The organism is Streptomyces sp. NPDC033180 (genome assembly GCF_055577645.1).
The window spans coordinates 85,396-102,857 of the sequence record NZ_JBVIPU010000014.1 but is presented as its reverse complement, the minus strand read 5'-3'; the positions used below and the strand labels follow the sequence as shown (position 1 = coordinate 102,857).

Annotated in this window: 15 protein-coding genes; 7 read left to right on the top strand and 8 right to left on the bottom strand. The window is 71.9% G+C overall.

Annotation, left to right across the window (positions count from 1 at the left end):
• Positions 1-15: 15 nt before the first annotated feature.
• Together ACZ5WE_RS30470 and ACZ5WE_RS30465 are read right to left on the bottom strand one after the other, a co-directional pair.
• The gene (locus tag ACZ5WE_RS30470) at positions 16-519 is read right to left on the bottom strand and encodes a nitroreductase family deazaflavin-dependent oxidoreductase (RefSeq protein WP_467689655.1); all 504 of its coding nucleotides are present in this window, start codon (positions 517-519) and stop codon (positions 16-18) included.
• Entirely contained in the window at positions 519-1,760 is a 1,242-nt protein-coding gene (locus ACZ5WE_RS30465) for an acyl-CoA dehydrogenase family protein (protein ID WP_467689657.1), read from the bottom strand. The genes ACZ5WE_RS30470 and ACZ5WE_RS30465 overlap by 1 nt, the downstream gene beginning before the upstream one ends.
• Before the next feature lie 171 nt (positions 1,761-1,931).
• Here ACZ5WE_RS30465 and ACZ5WE_RS30460 point away from each other — a divergent pair, with 171 nt between their 5' ends.
• Positions 1,932-3,158 (top strand): thiolase C-terminal domain-containing protein, encoded by a 1,227-nt coding sequence (locus ACZ5WE_RS30460; RefSeq protein WP_467689658.1) that lies wholly within the window; start codon positions 1,932-1,934, stop codon positions 3,156-3,158.
• A 65-nt stretch (positions 3,159-3,223) separates the two neighbouring features.
• On the top strand, positions 3,224-3,922 hold the full coding sequence (locus ACZ5WE_RS30455; protein WP_467689659.1) for a pyridoxine/pyridoxamine 5'-phosphate oxidase: 699 nt from the start codon (positions 3,224-3,226) through the stop codon (positions 3,920-3,922).
• A 113-nt stretch (positions 3,923-4,035) separates the two neighbouring features.
• Here ACZ5WE_RS30455 and ACZ5WE_RS30450 read toward each other — a convergent pair whose 3' ends face one another.
• Positions 4,036-4,917 (bottom strand): GNAT family N-acetyltransferase, encoded by an 882-nt coding sequence (locus ACZ5WE_RS30450; protein ID WP_467689661.1) that lies wholly within the window; start codon positions 4,915-4,917, stop codon positions 4,036-4,038.
• Positions 4,918-5,054: 137 nt separating this feature from the next.
• Complete coding sequence (locus ACZ5WE_RS30445; protein WP_467689663.1) at positions 5,055-5,477, bottom strand: Zn-ribbon domain-containing OB-fold protein; 423 nt, start codon at positions 5,475-5,477, stop codon at positions 5,055-5,057.
• 221 nt (positions 5,478-5,698) lie between these two features.
• On the opposite strand from ACZ5WE_RS30445, the gene ACZ5WE_RS30440 reads away from it, so the two are divergent.
• From ACZ5WE_RS30440 to ACZ5WE_RS30430, 3 genes are all read left to right on the top strand, one after another.
• Positions 5,699-6,874 (top strand): flavin-containing monooxygenase, encoded by a 1,176-nt coding sequence (locus ACZ5WE_RS30440; RefSeq protein ID WP_467689664.1) that lies wholly within the window; start codon positions 5,699-5,701, stop codon positions 6,872-6,874.
• 280 nt (positions 6,875-7,154) lie between these two features.
• Positions 7,155-9,380 (top strand): acetate--CoA ligase family protein, encoded by a 2,226-nt coding sequence (locus ACZ5WE_RS30435; RefSeq protein WP_467689665.1) that lies wholly within the window; start codon positions 7,155-7,157, stop codon positions 9,378-9,380.
• 85 nt (positions 9,381-9,465) lie between these two features.
• Positions 9,466-10,287 (top strand): enoyl-CoA hydratase/isomerase family protein, encoded by an 822-nt coding sequence (locus ACZ5WE_RS30430; protein WP_467689666.1) that lies wholly within the window; start codon positions 9,466-9,468, stop codon positions 10,285-10,287.
• A 35-nt stretch (positions 10,288-10,322) separates the two neighbouring features.
• Here ACZ5WE_RS30430 and ACZ5WE_RS30425 read toward each other — a convergent pair whose 3' ends face one another.
• Positions 10,323-11,264: a hypothetical protein gene (locus ACZ5WE_RS30425; RefSeq protein ID WP_467689667.1), complete on the bottom strand. Its 942-nt coding sequence runs from the start codon at positions 11,262-11,264 to the stop codon at positions 10,323-10,325.
• 105 nt (positions 11,265-11,369) lie between these two features.
• Here ACZ5WE_RS30425 and ACZ5WE_RS30420 point away from each other — a divergent pair, with 105 nt between their 5' ends.
• A complete protein-coding gene (locus ACZ5WE_RS30420; RefSeq protein ID WP_467689822.1) occupies positions 11,370-12,032 on the top strand; it encodes a flavin reductase family protein in 663 nt (220 codons plus the stop codon).
• Here ACZ5WE_RS30420 and ACZ5WE_RS30415 read toward each other — a convergent pair.
• The gene (locus tag ACZ5WE_RS30415) at positions 12,025-13,353 is read right to left on the bottom strand and encodes an MFS transporter (protein ID WP_467689668.1); all 1,329 of its coding nucleotides are present in this window, start codon (positions 13,351-13,353) and stop codon (positions 12,025-12,027) included. The two genes, ACZ5WE_RS30420 and ACZ5WE_RS30415, sit on opposite strands and share 8 nt — an antisense overlap.
• A gap of 59 nt (positions 13,354-13,412) precedes the next feature.
• On the opposite strand from ACZ5WE_RS30415, the gene ACZ5WE_RS30410 reads away from it, so the two are divergent.
• Positions 13,413-14,435, top strand: a complete 1,023-nt coding sequence (locus ACZ5WE_RS30410) for a GlxA family transcriptional regulator (RefSeq protein WP_467689670.1) — start codon at positions 13,413-13,415, stop codon at positions 14,433-14,435.
• 743 nt (positions 14,436-15,178) lie between these two features.
• On the opposite strand, the gene ACZ5WE_RS30405 is transcribed toward ACZ5WE_RS30410, so the two are convergent.
• Together ACZ5WE_RS30405 and ACZ5WE_RS30400 are read right to left on the bottom strand one after the other, a co-directional pair.
• Positions 15,179-16,249 (bottom strand): Zn-dependent alcohol dehydrogenase, encoded by a 1,071-nt coding sequence (locus tag ACZ5WE_RS30405; protein ID WP_467689672.1) that lies wholly within the window; start codon positions 16,247-16,249, stop codon positions 15,179-15,181.
• Complete coding sequence (locus ACZ5WE_RS30400; protein WP_467689673.1) at positions 16,246-17,454, bottom strand: acyl-CoA dehydrogenase family protein; 1,209 nt, start codon at positions 17,452-17,454, stop codon at positions 16,246-16,248. Before ACZ5WE_RS30400 ends, ACZ5WE_RS30405 begins: the two co-directional genes overlap by 4 nt.
• Positions 17,455-17,462 lie beyond the last annotated feature (8 nt).

Below are 17,462 nucleotides of genomic sequence, written 5' to 3'. Positions count from 1 at the left end.
ATCCGCCGCTGTTCGCTACCCGGACGGCTGCTCCGCGTTCCCCCTGGCCGTACGCCGCTCCAGCCGGAACAGACGGATCTCCCGCTCCACGCGGGACTGGTACGTCGCGTACGGCGGCCAGAACCTCAGCACCGCCTCCCATGCCGCCGCCCGCTCATCCCCCGCCAACAGCCTTGCCCTGACCGGAATGTCCGCGCCCTGCCAGCTGACGTCGGCGTCCGGATGGGCGATGAGGTTGCCGGTCCACGCCGGATGCCCCGGACGGCCGAAGTTGGAGCCGATCAGGATCCAACTCCCCGGCTCCTGTGGCATGCAGGCCAGGGGAGTGCGTCGCGGGACGCCGCTCCTGGCGCCGCGCACCGTCAGGATCACCCCCGGCAGCATCTTCGCGCTGAGCAGCACCTTGCCGCGCGTGAGGCGGTGCACCGTGCGGTCCATCGCGGGAATGAAGTGCGGGGCGATCTTCGCGAAGGCCCGGGTGGACGACACCTTCTGCATCAGGCGGACACCGGGCGGCATCAGACGGCCACCGTCGGCTGCGCCCTGGGGGTCGACGCCGTCGCCGCGCCGAACAGCTCGGCCCGCTCCGCCGCGCGTGCCCGCAGCCGGTGCACGGGCCCGAAGAGCAGCTCGTCGCTCGACGCCCGCTTGAAGTACAGATGCGCCTCGTGCTCCCAGGTGAACCCGATGCCGCCGTGCAGCTGCACCGCCTCCGACGCGGCAATCCGCAGCGCGTCGAGCGACTGCGCGAGCGCGACCCCCCCCACCTGCTCGGACGTCTTCCCGGCCCCCTGCTCGCAGGCCGCCCCGGCGGCCCACGCCGCGTAGTACGCCGCCGACCTCGCGGCCTGCACCTGGACGTACACATCCGCCAGCCGGTGCTTGACCGCCTGGAAGGAACCGATGGCCCGCCCGAACTGCTCGCGCTGCTTGACGTACTCCACGGTCCGCTCAAGGGCCCGGTCCGCGGCGCCCACGGCCTCCGCGGCGAGCACGGTCGCGGCGATGTCGCCGACGGCGGCGAGCGCGCCCGGCACATCGGCGTCGTCGGTGGCGCCGAGCAACTCCGCCTCGACGTCCCGCAGTTCGACGCGGGCCTGCGGTCGTGTCTCGTCGAGGGATGTCTGCCGGGTCCGTACGAGCCCGGCGGCACCCTCGCGCACGAGGTAGAGGAGCGTACGGGAACGGGCGAAGCCCCCCGTGTGCGCGGCCACGACGAGCAGCCCCGCGCTGTGCCCGTCCAGGACCTGCTCGGCCTGGCCGTAGAGTCGCCAGCCGCCGTCCGCGAGCTTGGCCTGCACGCCGCCGGCCCGACCGCCGCCCGACCAGTCACCGAGGTTGTCGCCGGTCAGGCCGAGCGCGGTGGCGAGCCCGGTGCCGGGCACGGCGAGCGCGGCGGTGAGAGCGCCCGCGGCGATCCGGGGCAGCAGCTCGGACCGCTGCTCGTCGGCGCCGAGACGCTGGAGGAGCGGGGCGACGAGTGCGGCGGTGGCGAAGAGGGGCGAGGGGGCGAGCGCGCGGCCGAGCTCCTCGCTGCTGAGGGCGAGCTCCGCCGAGCCGCACCCCACTCCCCCGTACGCCTCGGGTATGGCGATACCGGGCAGGCCGAGCTGTTCGGCGAGGGCGGACCACAGGGCGGCGTCGTATCCGGCGGGGGTGCGGACCGCGGCCTTCACCTCGTCCGGCCCGCAGCGTTTGGTGACGAGCTCACGAAGGGTGCGGCGGATTTCTTCCTGCTCCGCGGTGAAGGCGGCGTCCATCGGCGGGCTCCTCCCCCGGGTCGCGGCCGTGCCCCTCGGCGCCGTGCACGAGGGCGAGCCGACCCGGATCTGACGGGCCGTCATGCTAAGGCGGCATCCGCCAGATGCACAGGGCCGCGACAGGACGTAACACCTCCCTGACCGAGCCGTATCTGATGTACCGTCAGATTTATGCCAACTCCCCTCCCTCCCAGCCCCCGTGAGGCGCCGACCAGTGCGGGCGCGGCGGCGGTCCGCCCCCGCAAGGTGGCCGTCGTCGGCATATCCCTCTCCGACTGCGGCCGCGTCGACGAGGCAACCCCCTACGCCCTGCACGCCCAGGCGGCCCGCCGCGCACTGGCCGACTCGGGCCTTGGCCGCGAGGTCATCGACGGCATCGCCTCGGCCGGCCTCGGCACGCTCGCCCCCGTCGAGGTCGCCGAGTACCTGGGCCTGAAGCCGCGCTGGGTCGACTCCACCTCCGTCGGCGGCGCCACCTGGGAGGTCATGGCGGCCCACGCGGCGGACGCGATCGCCGCCGGGCGCGCGAACGCCGTACTCCTCGTCTACGGCTCGACGGCGAGGGCGGACATCAAGGCGAGGCGGCGCACCTCGAACCTCTCGTTCGGTGCGCGCGGGCCCCTCCAGTTCGAGGTCCCGTACGGCCACTCCCTCATCTCCAAGTACGCGATGGCCGCGCGCCGCCACATGCACGAGTACGGCACGACGCTCGAACAGCTCGCCTCCGTCGCGGTCCAGGCACGGGCGAACGCCGCCACCAACCCCGACGCGATGTACCGCGACCCGATCACGGTCGACGAGGTCCTCGGCGGCCCGATGATCGCTGACCCGTTCACCAAGCTGCACTGCTGCATACGTTCCGACGGCGGCTGCGCGGTGCTCCTCGCGGCGGAGGAGTACGTGACCGACAGTGCTTCCACCCCCGTCTGGGTGCTCGGCACCGGCGAGCACGTCTCGCACACGACGATGTCGCAGTGGGAGGACTTCACGCTCTCCCCCGCGGCGGTGAGCGGGCGTCTGGCGTTCGAGCGTGCGGGGGTGCGCCCCGAGGACGTCGACGTGGCGGAGATCTACGACGCCTTCACCTACATGACCTTGGTGACCCTGGAGGACCTGGGGTTCTGTGCGAAGGGCGAGGGCGGCGCGTTCGTGGAGAAGGGCCGCCTGCTGCGGGACGGCGAACTGCCGACGAACACGGACGGCGGGGGCCTGTCGGCCCAACACCCGGGAATGCGCGGCCTGTTCCTCCTGGTCGAAGCAGTACGGCAACTGCGCGGAGAGGCGGGCGAAGGCCGCCAGGTACACAAGACGCAGGGACGACTTCCCGAGGTGGCGGTGGCGTCGGGGACGGGCGGCTGGTTCTGCTCGTCGGGGACGGTGGTCCTTGGCCGGGGGTGATGAGGGAGCCCTGAGGGGCGGCGCCTCTCCGGGGTGCGCGGCGGCACCTCACGTAGATTCGCCGGATGGACGACACCGATACCAGGCCTGATGACACCGCCCACGGCCGCGCCCTCCTCCGCGCCCTGCGCGTCTGGGACGTCGAACTGCCCGCCTTCGACCCGGAGACCGCCCCCGCCGACCCGCTCCCCCTGTTCTGGCAGTGGTTCGTGGACGTGGCCGAGGCCGGTCAGGTGGAGCCGCACACCATGAGCCTGGCCACGGCGGACGAGTCGGGCCGCCCGGACGTACGGACGCTGATGCTGCACGACGCGGACGCGGCCGGCTGGCACTTCGGCTCGCACGCGGGCAGCGCCAAGGGCCGTCAGCTCGCGGCACGCCCCGAGGCCGCGCTCGGGTTCTACTGGCCCGCGCAGGGCCGCCAGGTCCGGGTGCGGGGCCGGGTCACGACGGCGAGCGCCACCGAGAGCCGCGCCGACCTCGCGCGCCGCTCGCCGGGCGCACTGGCTTCGGCACTGGTGGGCAGGCAGAGCGAGGTGCTGCCGTCGTACGGGGATCTGGTGGCGGCAAGCCAGGCCGCTTGGGAGCACGCGCAGGCGGAGCCGGATGCTCCAGCTCCGAGTTGGACGCTGTACGTACTCGAACCGGAGGAGGTCGAGTTCTTCCAGGGGGACGCCCGGCGCCGGCACGTGCGGCTGCGGTATCGGAGGGAGAGGGATGGGAGCACGGGCGGGGGCTGGGTCAAGGAACTGCTGTGGCCGTGAAGTTCACCGCGTACGAGCAGTTCTCCGCGTAGGGGATCACGGTGCAGGGGGATCACCGTGTACGGGATCACGGTGCAGGGGGATCACCGTGCAGGGGATCACCGTGCAGGGGATCACCGCGTGAAGCTGTACTGCGTGAAGTCCCGCACCGGGCGGAACCCGAGCCGCTGATACAGCCCGTTGCTCGTGGGGTTGCCGACGTCGGTGAAGAGCAGCACCTCTTCCGCGCCCGCCGCGAGCGCCGCGCTGCTCACCGCGGCGGTGACGGCGCCCGCGTAGCCGCGCCCGCGCTGGTGAGCCGGAGTGTAGACGGGGGCGATCCGGACCTGGCCCGCGATCCGGCGGGTGTTGCCGGCCATGGCGACGGGGGTGCCGTCGGGGGCCTCCCAGAGGGTGACACCCCCGTAGGAGATGCGGGAGTCGGCCCACTCGCCGGCATCCGTCCCGCCCTTCTCCCCCATGGCCTCGTGGAACTCCCCGTGCCAGCGCGCGAGCAGCGCCCGGTCTGCGCCGGTGACGACGCGCGCGCCGCCGGCCGGTGCGGGCCCGGCCGGGGTGAGGGTGCCGAGACGGTACAGCCGCTGGGGGAAGCTGACGGCGGCGGTGGCGTTCGTCCGCCGCTGCCAGGCCGCCGAGAACGCGGCCGCGGTGGCGCTCTCGGCCCCGACCCCGGCAGGCGCAAGGCCCGCGTCGGCGAGCACTCCGGCGAGCTCGTCGGCTGCGGCATCGTCGGCGAGCGGGCTCAGGGCGAGCCGGTGCGGCGGGGTCCACACGAAGACGCCCTCCACGGCGCCGCGGTCTCCGGAGCGGATGCCAAAGTGGGGCGCGTCGTCCCCGTAGACATGGAGCCCGCGCGTGCGCAGCGCGTCGGTGACGCTGAGCTGCACGGTGTGCAGGGCGGGGGCCGAATGCAGGAAGGCCGCCGCGCGGTCGTGGAAGTCGTCGAGGTCGGTGGTCAACTGCCAGGCAGCCGGGCGTGAGTTCGAGGGGGCCATAGGCCATGATCCCCCGTGCCGCACGGTCGACGGAAGCGAATTACGGCTCCCCGAAGTGAGTCCGTAGGACGGTGAAGCCGTAGGACGGTGAAGCCGTAGGACAGTGAAGCCATGGGTGTGCGATGTGTCCCGTGGAGCTACGCAGCAGCCCGGGGCCGGAACACCGGAATCACCGCCCCCTCACCCACGTCCCGGAACCCCGCCTCCAGCGCCATCCCGATCCGCAACACGCTCTCCTCGCAGTCGACGATCTCCGTCATCATGCGTGGGCCTTCGGCGAGGTCGACGACCGCGGCGACGTACGGCACGCGGGTGCCGAACGGCGGCAGATCGTTTCGGTGCACGACGGACCAGGTGTAGAGCGTGGCGTGGCCGCCCGCCCGCTCCCAGGTGACGTCCTCGCTCCAGCAGTGGGGGCAGAACTCCCGTGGGTAGTGGTGCGCCTTGCCGCAGCCGCCGCAGCGACGTATCAGCAGGTGCCCCTCGGCCGCCGCGTCCCAGTAGGGGCGGGTGAAGGCGTCGGCCTCGGGGAGGTCGAAGCGCGGTGTCACGTCATTCACCAACCTCTGTAATTCCTTGCACTTCTGACGGTACGTCAGTTCAGCGCACGCTCGCCGTGTGCGCAAGAGGTGTACGCATGGGGGCGTACGTCACGCGGGCCCGCCGACGTGTCGCGAAACCCCCGGACGGAGGGCGTACCGCGCATACCCGTGATCAATTCGCAACCGGTTTGGCGCTTGACCGTCCCCCATCAAGTGACCACGTGATTACTCTCAGGTTCATGGCCGACACCACTCCCCCACAAGCACCACAGCAAGACCGCCCTGTGTACGTCGTCGGCGGCGGACCCGGTGGGCTCTCCGCCGCGGCCGCGCTGCGTGCCCGCGGCATACGCGCGGTCGTGCTCGAGAAGTCAGACCGGGTCGGCGCCTCCTGGCGCACGCACTACGACCGCCTGCACCTGCACACGACGCGCCGCCTCTCCGCCCTGCCGGGTCTCGCGATACCGCGCTCCTTCGGACGCTGGGTGTCACGTGACAACGTGCTCCGCTACCTGGCGAAGTACGCCGAGTTCCACCAGCTGGAGATCGTCACCGGTGTCGAGGTGTCCCGCCTGGAGCGGGCGGCCGACGGCGTCGGCTGGCTGCTGCACGCCACCGGCGGACGGGAGTTGACCGGCAGCGCGGTGGTGATCGCCACCGGGTACAACCACACGCCCCACGTGCCGGACTGGCCGGGGCGCGACACGTACTCGGGCGAGCTCGTGCACGCGAGCGCCTACCGCGACCCGAGCCCCTACGCGGGCAAGGACGTCCTGGTCGTGGGCGTCGGCAACACAGGAGCCGAGATCGCCGTCGATCTCGTCGCGGGCGGCGCGGCGCGCGTCCGCCTCGCGGTGCGCACCGCGCCGCACATCGTCCGCCGTTCCACGGCGGGCTGGCCCGCGCAGCGCACGGGAATCCTGTGCCGCAGGCTGCCCGTCCCGCTCGTGGACCGGCTCGCGGGCCCGATCGCCAAGGTCAGCATCCCCGACCTGTCCGCGCGGGGGCTGCCGCGCCCCGGCACCGGCCTGTACTCCCGCGTCAAGGAGGGCGCGATCCCGGTCCAGGACATGGGCCTCATCGACGCGGTGCGCAAGGGCAAGGTCGAACCGGTCGCGGCCGTCGACTCCTTCGAGGACGGCAAGGTCGTCCTGGCCGACGGCACCCGGATCGTCCCCGAGGCGGTCATCGCGGCCACGGGCTACCGCCGCGCCCTCGAACCACTCCTCGGCGACCTCGGCGTACTCGACGAGAAGGGCACCCCGCTGGTCCGCGGCGCCCGCACCCCGAAATCGGCCCCCGGCCTCTACTTCACCGGATTCACGAACCCCATCAGCGGAATGCTGCGCGAGATGGCCCTGGACGCGGAAAAGATCGCGAAGGCGGTGGCAAAAACGCTGGGCACGCACCGCTGACGGCGAGCGCCCCGTAAGGGGCGCGAGGAACAGCGCGACCAGCCAAGACGACGCCGCACCCACCCCACAACCCTTCACAAGCCCCCCCGTGGCCGGTACTGCACCCTCCCGGAAGCCTCCCGGAAGCCCGTCCCCCGGAGGGGGAGTAGCCCCCCAGGGCACCCGGGTACTGCTAAAGGGCCGCCCCCACTTCGTGCAGCACTGTTCCTGACACAGCGTCAGTTCAGTAATCTGACTATGCGTCAGTTGAGTTGCTGTCACACAGGAGCGGGGCGGACCGATGCTTGGATCGACTTACGGCACCTTCACCACCGACCCCCGCCGCGCGCGTGTTGTGGCCTGCGGCGAAGCCCCGGCACCCGCCGTCCACGGACAGGCCGCCACGGCGGACGACCTGGACGTCAGCGGACGCCCCCTGCACGCCGACATACCGGATCTGGACCGGTTCTTCTGCCCGGAGTCCGTCGCCGTCATCGGCGCTTCGGACGCCGAGGGGCGGCCGAACACCGGCATCACGCGCCAGCTCATGGACTGGGCCGAGCGGGGCGGCGCCCGGCTGCATCCCGTGCACCCCACCCGTCAGACCGTCTTCGGCACCCCCTGCTACCCCTCCGTCGCGGACCTGCCGGAACAGGTCGATCTGGCCGTACTCCTCGTCAGTGATCCCCTTGCCGTGATCGAGGAACTCGCCGAGTCCAAGGTGAAGTTCGCCGTCGCCTTCGCCTCCGGATTCGCCGAGACCGGCGAGGAGGGCGCGGCGGCCCAGGCCCGCCTCGCCGCCGCCGTGGAGCGCTCGGGGCTGCGGCTGCTCGGGCCCAACACCAACCTCAACGCCTTCGAGAAGTTCCGTGACGACCTCGAAGGCCCTGCGATCGCCCTGATCACCCAGTCCGGTCACCAGGGCCGCCCCGTCTTCACGATGCAGGAGATCGGCGTACGCCTCTCGCACTGGGCGCCCACCGGCAACGAAGCCGACCTGGAGACCTCCGACTTCATCTCCTACTTCGCCGAGCGCCCCGAGGTCGGAGCCATCGCCTGCTACGTCGAGGGCCTCAAGGACGGCCGCGCCTTCCTGCTCGCCGCCGACCGCGCCGCCCAGCGCGGCGTGCCCGTCGTCGCGGTCAAGGTCGGCCGCACCGAGACCGGCGCCCGCATGGCCGCCTCACATACCGGCAAGCTCACCGGCGCCGACACGGTCGTCGACGCCGCGATGCGGCAGTACGGCGTGATCCGCGTGGACGGGCTCGACGAACTCCAGGACACCTCCGCCCTGCTGGCGCGCGCGAGGCCTCCGCAGGCCGAGGGCGTCGTCGTGTATTCGATCTCGGGCGGCACGGGCGCGCACTTCTCGGACCTGGCGACCGAGGCGGGGCTGCGACTTCCCGCGCTCTCGGACGCCAAGCAGGCGGAGCTGCACCAGTGGATACCGGACTATCTGAACGTCGCCAATCCCGTCGACAACGGCGGTCACCCGGTGGGCGACTGGCGCGGCCGGAAGATCATCGACGCGATCCTGGACGATCCGGAGGTGGGGGTGCTGATCTGCCCCATCACCGGCCCCTTCCCGCCGATGAGCGACAAGCTGGCGCAGGACCTGGTGGACGCGGCGGAGCAGACGGACAAGCTGGTGTGCGTGGTGTGGGGCTCGCCCGTCGGCACCGAGGAGGCCTACCGCACGACGCTGCTCGGCTCGTCGCGCGTCGCCACCTTCCGCACCTTCGCCAACTGCATCACGGCCGTGCGGGCCTATCTGGACCACCACCGGTTCACGACCCGCTACCGCTCCCCCTTCGCCGAGGCCCCGCGCACGGCCTCGCCGTCCTTCCGCAAGGCCCAGGCCCTGATGCGGTCCGGCCAGCAGCTGAGCGAGCACGCGGCGAAGCAGCTGCTGCGCGCGTACGGGATTCGCGTACCGCGCGAGCAGTTGGTGACCAGTGCCGCGGCGGCCGTGCGGGCGGCCGGGCTCGTCGGCTACCCGGTGGTGATGAAGGCGTCCGGCGCGCGGCTCGCCCACAAGAGCGAACTGGGGTTGGTGAAGGTCGGACTGACCTCCGCCAGTCAGGTGCGGGACGCCTATCGGGAGCTGACCGACATCGCCCGCTACGAAGGGATCGCGCTGGACGGTGTCCTCGTCTGCCAGATGGTGGCGCGAGGCGTCGAGATGGTGGTGGGCGTGACGCAGGACGATCTCTTCGGACCGACGGTGACCGTCGGGCTCGGGGGTGTCCTTGTCGAGGTCCTGCGGGACGTGGCCGTGCGGGTGCCGCCCTTCGGGGAGTCCCAGGCCTCCGCCATGCTCACCGAACTGCGCGGGCGTGCGTTGCTCGACGGGGTCCGGGGGGCGCCCCCTGCCGACGTCGACGCGCTGATCGAAGTCGTCCTGCGGGTGCAGAGGATGGCCCTTGAACTGGGTGATGAGCTGGCGGAGTTGGACATCAATCCGCTGATGGTACTGCCGCAGGGGCAGGGGGCGGTCGCGCTGGACGCGCTTGCCGTCTGCCGGTGAGTTGCCTTTCAGGCCGCCGCCTCGCGGCGAATCTCTCCCGCCCACCCATCCGTTTACCCCGCAGCGAAATGGAGTGCCTCGCCCCATGTCACCCTCCCCCGAAGTCGGAACTGATCCCCTCGACTCATTGGTACTCCACGCCACTGACAACGGCGTCTCGTGGATCACGCTCAATCGGCCCGAAGCCATGAACGCCGTCACCTGGGACCAGCGCGAACGCGTCATCTCGCTGCTCGCCGACGCCTCCTCCGACCCCGGCGTCCGCACCGTCGTGATCACCGCGACCGGCAAGGGCTTCTGCGCGGGGGCCGATCTGCGCGGTACCCCAAGCGGCGCCGAGCGCGTGCCCGGTGACGTGGCCCGCACGATCAGGCTGGGCGCCCAGCGCCTCATCGCCGCCGTCCTGGACTGCGAGAAGCCGGTGATCGCCGCGGTGAACGGGACCGCGGCCGGGATCGGCGCGCATCTCGCGTTCGCCTGCGATCTCGTCGTCGCCGCCGAACAGGCCAAGTTCATCGAGGTGTTCGTGCGCCGGGGCCTGGTGCCCGACGGTGGCGGGGCCTATCTGCTGCCGCGCCTCATCGGCCCGCAGCGGGCCAAGGAGCTGATGTTCTTCGGGGACTCCGTGCCGGCCGCGGACGCCGAACGGCTCGGGCTCGTCAATCGAGTCGTACCGGCCGACGAGCTGGAGAAGACGGCCCGCGCCTGGGCGGAACGCCTCGCGACGGGGCCGACCCGCGCCATCGCCTTGACCAAGCAACTGGTCAACGCGTCCCTGGAATCGGACCGCGCTTCAGCCTTCGCGGCGGAGGCCGCGGCGCAGGAGATCAACATGACGACGGCGGACGCGAACGAGGGCGTGGCCGGCTTCGTGGAGCGACGTCCACCTTCTTTCGAGGGCCGCTGAGGCTGCCCCCGGCCCACCAGAAGCCGGAGGCTGCCTCAGTCCTTCACCAGTTTCTCGATCTCGGGGGCGTCCGGGTCGCCGGACGTCACGAACAGCTCGGGGGTGTCCTCCGTGCCGCCGATCGACCAGGCCTGCGAGCCCTGGCAACCGTCCAGCTCGATGTCGACCGTGGGCCGGCCGTCGGTGTCGTCGACGCCGACCGTCCAGGTGCCGGTCACTTCGCAGCCCGAGAGCCCCGTCTCGTCCAGGGCATCTTCGGGGGCGACGATGCCGGGCTGGTCCTCCTCGTCGGCCGGAAGCTCCGCGAGCTCGGCGTGCCCGTCCGCCGTCAGCTTCAGTACCGCCCTGTCGCCGCCCTCGTCCCGCCACACCCCGGCGAGCTGCTCATCGCTGAGCCGCGGCGGCTCGTACTCCTTGATGAGTCCCGTGGCGGTTGCCACACCGGCCACCGCCACGAGCAGCACGCACAGCCCCACCGAGGCGAGCCCCGACCGGAACCAGATCCTGCGCAGTCGCACGGGCCCCTCACTCGCCCGCCTCTCCCAGTACGCGAGGGCCAGCGCGGGCAGCACCCCGCTCGCCGCCCCCCACAGCATCGGTTCGACGAACGGCCCGCCCAGAGCGGCGAAGAGGAGCCCCCACCCCACACCCGGCACCATTTGGGCACCGACCACCCAGGCCCGCTCCGGGCCCCGCCCGGCCTTCTGCCGCGCCGCCCGCCCGATGAGTGTCGCCGGAACGACCTGCACGCACGCGTGCACCAGGCCGAGGACCGGAAGGAGCAGCGGCAGGAAGACGACGACGCAGGCCAGGCCGATGGCGCCGCCCTCGGCTGCCCCGTAGTTGTCGTTGTCCAGGGAGAGCACGAAGGCGACCACTCCGGCCGCGGGCAGTTGAGCGGCGCACGCCGCACTGGCCGCCGCCATTCCGCCGCGCCAGGGATCCCGCGCGCCGCCTCGTGTGTCCCCCCACTTCATGGGCCTGAAAATACGCGGGCCCTCCCACGGCCGATAAGGCAGCCCGCACCCTTCCTATCTGACGGCCCGTCAGCTTCAATGGCTGGTGTGATGGGACACGCAGGGATGGCGGCCACCGTCGTCCGATACCTCAGGTCGGTCGGCGCACCGACCACCACCGGCCCGGTCGAAGCCCTTCCGCGCCCGCAGCTGCGGGCGGTCGGTGACGACGAGCGTGCGCCGCTCGACCCGGGTGAGTTCCGGCGCGTGCTCGGGAACTTCGCGACCGGCGTGACCGTTGTCACGGCACCGGCATCCGAAGGCGAGGACGGCCCGGCCGGATTCGCCTGCCAGTCCTTCTCCTCGCTCTCCCTAGACCCTCCCCTGGTCTCCTTCATGGTCGCGCGTACGTCGACGACGTGGCCCCGCATCGCGCGCGCGGGCGTCTTCTGCGTGAACGTCCTCGGCGCCGACCAGGGCACACTGTGCCGCGGCTTCGCGGTGAGCGGCGCCGACAAGTTCGCCGGTGTCGTGTACGACGCGGCGCCCGTCACCGGCTCGCCCCGCCTGACCGGCGTACCGGCCTGGATCGACTGCACCATCCAGGCGGTGCACACCGGGGGCGACCATCTGATCGTGGTCGGCCGGGTGGACGCCCTGGGCGCCACCGACGACGGCGAGCCGCTCCTCTTCCACCGGGGCAAGTTCGGCAGGTTCGACACGCCTGCCACACCCAACACATCCCGCACACCCAACGCATCCAACACATCCAACACATCCGCTACGTGAGCGCGGGCCCCGCCACCTTCTCCTCACCGGCCCGCCGGATGACCAGAGCCATCAGCGCCGCCGCCGCGCACAGCGCCCCAGAGGCGATCCACATCACGTCGTACGACCCGAAGGTGTCCCGTACGACACCGCCGACGACGGCCACGATCGCGGCTCCCACCTGGTGCGACGCGAGCACCCAGCCGAAGACGATGGCGCTGTCGTCGCCGTACTGCTCGCGGCACAGGGCCAGGGTCGGTGGCACGGTCGCCACCCAGTCGAGGCCGTAGAAGACGATGAAGAAGATCATCGGCGGGTGCACGGTCGGCGCGAGCAGCAGCGGCAGGAAGAGCAGCGAGACGCCGCGTAGCGCGTAGTACACGGCAAGCAGCCGCCGCGCGTCGAAGCGGTCCGTGAACCAGCCGGACGCGATCGTCCCCACGACGTCGAAGACGCCGATGACGGCGAGGAGCGACGCGGCCGCCGTGATCGGCATGCCGTGGTCGTGCGCGGCGGGCACGAAGTGCGTCTGGACCAGGCCGTTCGTCGAGGCGCCGCAGATGGCGAAGGTGCCGGCGAGCAGCCAGAACGGGCCGGTGCGGGCCGCCTTGAACAACACGGTGACCGCACGCCGCGCGGCGCCCGTGGTGGGCGGGGGCTTCTCCACGAACTCCTCGGAGCCGTACGGCTTCAGGCCCACGTCCGCCGGATGGTCGCGCAGCAGCAGCCACACGAACGGGACGACGGCGAGCGCGGCCAGGGCGACGGTCACCGCGGCGGGCCGCCACTCGTGGGCATCCACGAGCCAGGAGAGCAGCGGCAGGAAGATCAGCTGGCCGGACGCGGAGGCCGCCGTCAGGATGCCGGTGACGAGCCCGCGCCGCGTGGTGAACCAGCGGTTGGTGACGGTGGCGGCGAAGGCGAGCGCCATGGACCCCGAGCCGAGGCCGACGAGCAGCCCCCAGCACAGCAGCAGCTGCCAGGCGTGCTGCATCCACACGGTGAGCCCGGAGCCGAGAGCGATCACGACAAGAGCGACCGCCACGACCCGGCGGATGCCGAAGCGGTCCATCAGCGCGGCGGCGAACGGCGCGGTGAGCCCGTACAGGGCGAGGTTGATGGAGACCGCGAGGCCGATGGTGCCGCGCGACCAGTGGAACTCGCTGTGCAGCGGATCGATGAGCAGGCCCGGCAAGGAGCGGAACGCGGCGGCGCCGATGATCGTCACGAAGGTGACGGCGGCGACGAACCAGGCCCGGTGGATACGGCGCCGACGGCTCGGCACCTCCAGGGGCGGCTCGACCGTCTGATTCACGTCTGTCTGGGTCACGACAACCAGCATCCGGATCCGCCCACTCCCGAACGAGTGGCCCAAAGGACAGCATTAGCTAGGATCGGGCCATGGCCTCAGTGACCGGCGCCCCGAGTTCGACCACCCCTCGCCACCGCGTGGTGGTCCTGGCCCTGGACGGTGTCATCCCCTTCGAGTTGGGCATCCCGCAGCGGATCTTCGGCCGCGCGAGAACCGCCGAGGGCCGGCGCCTCTACGAGGTCATCACGGCCTCCATCCGCCCTCCGGGCCCGGTGCGCACCGACGCCGACTTCTCGATCCTCGTGGAGAACGGCCCGGAGTGCCTGGCCACCGCCGACACAGTGGTGATCCCCGCGTCGTACGAACTGGGGCCGGTCTACGAGGAGGGTGTCCTGACCGAGGAACTGGCCTCGGCCCTGACGCACATCACACCGGGCACGCGCCTGATCTCCATCTGCACGGGCGGGTATGTGCTGGCCGCCGCGGGCTATCTCGACGGCCGCACCGCGACGACGCACTGGTCGTCGGCCGAGCACTTCCAGCGCCTCTTCCCCCGGATCACGGTGGATCCGGAGGTCCTCTTCATCGACGACGGGGACGTCCTCACCTCGGCGGGCGTGGCCGCGGGCCTCGACCTCTGCCTCCATGTCGTACGCGGTGACCACGGGGCGGCGGTCGCCAACGACGTGGCCCGGCGTACGGTGGTGCCGCCGCACCGGGACGGGGGCCAGGCCCAGTACATCCAACGCCCTGTCCCCGAGCCCCAGTTCGCGACGACGACCTCTGCGCGGGCGTGGGCCCTCGCGCGTCTGAACGAGCCGATTCAGCTCCGCGACATGGCGGATCAGGAATCCATGTCCGTACGCACCTTCACGCGCCGCTTCCGTGAGGAGGTGGGGATCAGCCCCGGCCAGTGGCTGGCGCAGCAGCGGATCGAGCGGGCCCGCCACCTTCTGGAGTCCAGCGATCTCTCCGTGGACCGGGTCGCGCGGGACGCGGGCTTCGGTACGGCGCAGTCGATGCGGGGGCACTTGCAGGCGGCTCTGGGGGTGACCCCGACCGCCTATCGCCGCACTTTCCGTGACGGCGCGCTCTCCGGGCCCGGGCGGTGACCCCGGCCCCCCGCATCCACCCCTGCCCGAACAAGCCTTTCCCACCACCCACCCGATCACCCCGCATCCACCCCTGCCCGAACAAGCTTTCCCGACCACCCACCCGATTGCCCCGCGGTGATGGGGGTGGGTGGGAGCAAGAGTGCGGCGGGGCGAGGGGGAGATGGCAGGTGGGGTGGGATGGGACAGCTCCACGCGCCCGCAGTCGGCATCGAGACGCGAGGGGACGTGCCGGTATGTCTGCCCGGAGCACGGTTCGCGGCGCTCCGGTGCCGAAGCAGCCGCGCGGCCACCGGACGATAGCGAGGACGGACATACCGGCGCGGCCCCGCCCCCCGGAAGGCCAGCCCCGCTCCGGCACCGGAAACGGGGCCCCGCCCCCAGGACGGACCCGCACCGAACCCCACCCAAGCCCCGCAGGGACCCCACGGGCCCCACCCCCAAGACAGACCCGCACCGAACCCCACCCAAGCCCCGCAGGGACCCCACGGCCCCCACCCCCAAGACAGACCCGCACCGAACCCCGCCCAAGCCCCGCAGGGAACCCACGGCCCCCACCCCCAAGACAGACCCGCACCGAACCCCGCCCAAGCCCCGCAGGGAACCCACGGCCCCCACCCCCAAGACAGACCCGCACCCCACCCAAGCCCCGCAGGGAACCCACGGCCCCCACCCCAAGACGGACCCGCACCGAACCCCGCCCAAGCCCCGCAGGGACCCCGCAGGGAACCCGCAGAGACCCCTCAGAACGTCAGCACCCCCCGCGCCACCCGCCCCGCCTCCGCGTCCCCCACCGCCTTCGCGAAGTCCTCCACCGGGTACGTCTCCGTCACCAGCTCGTCCAGCATCAGGCGCCCCGCCAGATACAGCTCCGCGTACAGCGCGAAGTCACGCTGCGGGCGGGCCGAGCCGTAGCGGCAGCCAAGGATCGACTTGTCCAGGAACAGGGACGACACCAGGAACGACGCCTCGGCCGTGGCCGGTGGCACCCCCAGCAGGATCGCCTGTCCATGCCGGTCCAGGAGGTCGATCGACTGGCGGATCAGTTCGACCCGGCCCACGCACTCGAAGACGTGGTCGGCCCCCGTCGGCAGCAGCTCCCGCACACCCTCCGCCTCCGCCGACACGAAGAAGTGCGTGGCGCCGAACTGCCGTGCCACGCCCTCCTTGTCAGCGTTGGCGTCCACGGCCACGATCCGCGTGGCCCCGGCGATCCTCGCCCCCTGGAGGACATTCAGCCCGATGCCTCCCGTACCGATGACCACCACGCTGTCGCCCCGGTCGACCTTCGCGCGGTTCAGGGCGGCGCCGACCCCCGTCACCACCCCGCATCCGATCAACGCCGCCGACGTCAGCGGAATGTCCTGGGGGATCTTCACGGCCTGCACGGCCTTCACCACCGTCCGTTCCGCGAAGGCGGAGTTCGCCGCGAACTGGTAGATCGGCTCGCCGCCCCGCGAGAACGGCTGATCCGGCATCCCGATCGCGCGCCGGCACATGGTCGGCCGCCCGCGATTGCACTCACCGCATGTCCCACAGCTGGCGATGGTCGAGAGCGCCACGTGATCACCGGCCGTCACATGGGTCACCCCCGCACCGACCGCCTCCACCACCCCCGCCCCTTCGTGCCCGAGCACCACCGGCGAGGGGAAGGGGATGGTCCCGTCGATCACCGAAAGGTCGCTGTGGCACAGGCCCGCCGCCGCGACCGCGACAAGGACCTCCCCCGGCCCCGGACCCCGCACCTCGAGGTCGTCGACGACCTCGACCCTGCTCCCCTCGGCCCTGCTCCTGTCGAAAACGACACCCCTCATCGCGCCTCCCTCGGCAGGCCGAGCACACGCTCGGCGATGATGTTGCGCTGAATCTCGTCGGAGCCGCCGTAGATGGTGTCGGCCCGCGTGAAGAGGAAGAGCCTTTGCAGGGCGTCGAGTTCGTACGGCGCGCTCTCGCTCCAGTCCCCCGGGCCGACCGCCCCCACGACACCCCGCACCGCCATGGCGAGCTCCCCAAGGCGCTGGTGCCAACCGCCCCACAGCAGCTTGGCCACGCTCGGCGCCCCCGCGGCTTCGTACCCGCCCGAACTCCCCAACGTACGCAGGGCGTTGAAGCGCATGACCCGCAGCTCCGCCCACAGCCGCACAAGTCGGTCCCGCAGCACGGGATCGCCGACGGCCCCCCTGTGGACCGCCTCCCGGACGACGCCTGCCAGCTCCTCCGCGAACCCGATCTGCTGCACGAGGGTGGAGACACCGCGTTCGAAGCCGAGCAGTCCCATGGCGACGCGCCAGCCGTTGCCGGGCCCGCCCACCACATGCGCGGCGCGCGCGACCGCACCGTCGAAGAAGACCTCGTTGAACTCGCTCGTCCCCGTCAACTGCCTGATGGGGCGCACCTCGACACGTCCGGGCTGATCCATCGGCACCAACAGGAACGAAATCCCCCGGTGACCGGTGGACCCCGCCTCCGTCCGCGCCAGCACGAAGCACCAGTCCGCCTCCTGGGCGAGCGAAGTCCAGACCTTCTGCCCGGTGACACGGTAGACCTCGCCGTCCCGCACCGCCGCCGTCCGCAAGCCCGCAAGGTCCGACCCGGCCCCGGGCTCGCTGTACCCCTGACACCACAGCGCCTGCCCGCGCGCGATGGGCGGCAGGAACTCGTCCCGCTGCTCCTGACTGCCGTACGCGAGCAGGGTCGGGGCCAGCAGGTTCTCGCCGATGTGGCCGTAGCGCCCGGGTGCCCGCGCCCGCGCGTACTCCTCGGCCCAGACGACCTGCTGGGTCAGCGTCGCCCGCCGATTCCCGTACGTGTGGGCATCCCCCGCGGACCAGCCGATCCCGATCCAGCCGCCCTGGCCCAACTCCCGCTCCCAGGCCCGGCGTTCCGCGGCGTCCTCATGCTCGCTGCCGGGCCCGCCCCGCCCCGCGGCTCCCGCGAACACCCCCGTCAGGTGCTCGCCGAGCCAGGCCCGGGCCTCCGCGCGGAACTCCTCGTCCCGCGGCCCGAATCCGAACTCCACCGCCCGGC